Genomic DNA, 2,926 nt, shown 5'->3' on the forward strand with positions numbered 1-2,926 from the left:
GGGCCACCCGGACCCATCGGACCGGGGCCACCCGGACCCATCGGGCCGGGGCCGCCAGGGCCACGCGGCGGCTCGTAGTTCACTCGCCGGCCCTCGTATCCGCCAGCGGCGAAGGCGCCGGTGGGCTCGTCGTAACGGCTGCCGTAGCGGTCGGCGGGCGGGCCGGGCATCTGCCGGGGCGGCAGCGGGGGCTGCGGCACCGGCGAGAGGCCGCGGTCCTCCCGCATCGGCGGACCGAGCCGGTCCGCCATCCGAGGGTCGCCGCCCCGGCCGCCGGACGGGCCGCCGCGCTCCTCCAGCTCGGCCAGTTGCCGCTCGACCCGGTCGAGGTGCAGGTCGACCTGCCACTCGTCGTAGCCGTTGAACCGGACCCGGAAGACAACGTCGTGGACCTCCTGGGAGGCCACGGGCGCGCCCACCGGCTGGCCGGCGAGTGTCGCCTCCACCCGGTCCAGGAAGGCGTCCACCTCGTCGACCTTGTATCCCCGGCGAAGCGCCTTTCGCCGGAAACGCTGACCCTGACTCGCCACTATGTCTCCTGGTCTCGTACCGCTACGCCGTCGCGGTGCGTGGGTCGATGTCCCTGTCCTCGGCGGCGGCCAGCTGCCCACACGCGCCGTCGATCTCGCGTCCCCGGGTGTCCCGCACCGTGGTCGACACCCCAGCGTCGCGCAACCGCCGGACGAACTCCCGCTCGACCGGTTTCGGGCTGGCGTCCCAGCGGCTGCCCGGAGTCGGGTTGAGCGGGATGAGGTTCACGTGGGCCAGCTTGCCGGCCAGCAGCCGCCCGAGCAGATCGGCTCTCCACGGCTGGTCGTTCACGTCCTTGATCATCGCGTACTCGATCGACACGCGACGCCCCGTCGTGGCCGCGTAGTCCCATGCCGCGTCCAGCACCTCGGACACCTTCCAGCGCTGGTTGACCGGGACGAGTTCGTCGCGCAGCTCATCATCGGGGGCATGCAGCGACAACGCAAGGGTCACGGAGAGGTCTTCGCTGGCCAGTCGGCGGATGGCCGGGACCAGGCCGACTGTGGAAACGGTGATGTGCCGCTGGGACAGGCCGAGCCCCTCCGGAGCCGGCGCGACCAGCCGGCGGATCGCCGCCACCACCCGCGAGTAGTTGGCCAGCGGCTCGCCCATGCCCATGAAGACGACGTGCGACAGGCGGGGCGGCGAGCCGGCGACCGCACCCGAGGCGGCCACCCCGGCGAGGTAGACCGCCTGGTCGACGATCTCCGCCGTGGAGAGGTTACGGGTCAGCCCGGCCTGGCCGGTGGCACAGAACGGGCAGGCCATGCCGCAGCCGGCCTGGCTGGAGATGCAGACGGTCACCCGGTCCGGGTAGCCCATCAGCACGCTCTCCACCAGCGAGCCGTCGTGCAGCCGCCAGAGCGCCTTACGGGTGGCGCCGCCGTCGCACGCCAGCTCGCGTACCGGGGTGAGCAGGGTGGGTAACAGCGTCCCGGCCAGCCGCTCGCGGGTGGCCGCCGGCAGGTCCGTCATCTGCCCCGGATCGCGCACCAGGCGGCCGAAGTAGTGGTTGGAGACCTGCTTGGCGCGGAACCCCGGCTCGCCCAGCTCGGTGACGAGCGCCTGCCGACCCGGCAGGTCCAGGTCGGCAAGGTGACGGGGCGGCATCGCGGGCCGGCGGCCGCGGGCGTCGGGGTCCACGGGGGTCAGGGGGAGGCTCGTCATGGCGCGTCCAGTCTGACACGCCGTGGGCGGGACGCACCCGGCCGTAGGTGCCGAATCGGCCCCGACCGGCCGGCGGATGCGCGCCCACCCACGTGATTCATCCCTCAGCCCGCCACCGGGACGAAGACCGCGAGCAGCAGGTACGCCGCCGGCACCGCGAAGAGGATCGAGTCGAGCCGGTCCATCAGGCCGCCGTGTCCGGGCAGCAGGTTGCTCATGTCCTTCACCCCGAGGTCCCGCTTGATCATCGACTCGGCGAGGTCGCCGAGGACGGCGGAGCAGGAGATCGCCACCCCGAACAGCGCGCCCCACCAGGGGGCCACGTCGAGGAGCAGCCAGAGCAGCAGGGCGCTGCCGGCCCCCGCCGCGGTCACCGACCCGGCGAAACCCTCCCAGGACTTCTTCGGGCTGATCGTGGGGGCCATCGGATGCTTGCCGAAGGCGACGCCGGCCGCGTACCCACCGGTGTCGGAGAGCACCACGGCGACCAGGGTGACCAGCACCCGCAGGTGTCCGTCGCCGGGCGCGGCGGCCAGCATCGCCGCGAAGCCGCCGAGGAAGGGCACGTAGACGGCGATCAGGGTGGCCGCCGTGAGGTCGCGCTGATAGTTGCCCGGGCCGTCGCCGAGCCGCCAGATCATCGTGCCGAGCACGGTGACCAGCAGGCCGAGACTCAGCGCGTCCGGGCCGGCGAACCAGCCCAGCCCCACGGTGATCACGCCACCGGCGATCAACGGCACCAGCGGCGGGTGGGCGCCGCTGCGGCGGACCGCACGGGCCATCTCCCACACCCCGATGGCCACCGCGGCGGCGATCACGGCCAGGAAGGCCGGCAGGTAGAGGAAGAGCGGCACGACGATCGCCGCGCCGAGGGCCACGCCGACGCCGATCGCGGCCGGCAGGTTGCGGCCCGCCCGTCCCGCGGCCGGCTGGCTGGTCGGCGGCCGGTCCGCGCTCGCCCGCCGTCGACCGCGCGGGCGACGCCCGGCCGGCGGCTCCGGCTCCGGCTCGTCCCGGAGCGCCGCGAGCTGGGCGGTCGGTTCGTCCCGCACCGGGGCGATCTGAGCGGTCGGGTACTCGTCGTCCGGCCTGCCGGGACGGCCGCCGCGCGGATCCACCTCGCGCCCACGCCCGCGGGGGTCGTAACCCCGCTCGCGCGGGTCCGGCTCGTAACCCCGCGCGCGCGGGTCCGGCTCGTAACCCCGCTCGCGCGGGTCCGGCTCGTAAC

3 protein-coding genes are annotated in these 2,926 nt (G+C 74.3%); all 3 read right to left on the reverse strand.

Annotation, left to right across the window (positions count from 1 at the left end; translation table 11 throughout):
• The coding region (locus tag ACL02O_RS33945) for a DivIVA domain-containing protein (protein WP_412822274.1) at window positions 1–530 on the reverse strand (530 nt) is incomplete at its 3' end.
• A 22-nt stretch (window positions 531–552) separates the two neighbouring features.
• Window positions 553–1,698 carry a dual-specificity RNA methyltransferase RlmN gene (gene rlmN / locus ACL02O_RS33950; protein ID WP_412822275.1) on the reverse strand — a complete coding sequence of 382 codons (1,146 nt, stop codon included), beginning with the start codon at window positions 1,696–1,698 and terminating at the stop codon, window positions 553–555.
• Between the two features lie 104 nt (window positions 1,699–1,802).
• Window positions 1,803–2,926, reverse strand: a 1,124-nt coding sequence (locus tag ACL02O_RS33955) for a phosphatidate cytidylyltransferase (RefSeq protein ID WP_412822276.1), incomplete at its 5' end; no start/stop codon positions are given.

It is taken from the genome of Micromonospora mangrovicola (assembly GCF_047200535.1).
In the GTDB taxonomy this organism is placed as follows: domain Bacteria; phylum Actinomycetota; class Actinomycetes; order Mycobacteriales; family Micromonosporaceae; genus Micromonospora.

What these genes read in the sequence shown, in the direction of transcription:
- rlmN (WP_412822275.1), bottom strand. Translation starts at nt 1,698, where the DNA reads ATGACGAGCCTCCCCCTGACCCCCGTGGACCCCGACGCCCGCGGCCGC.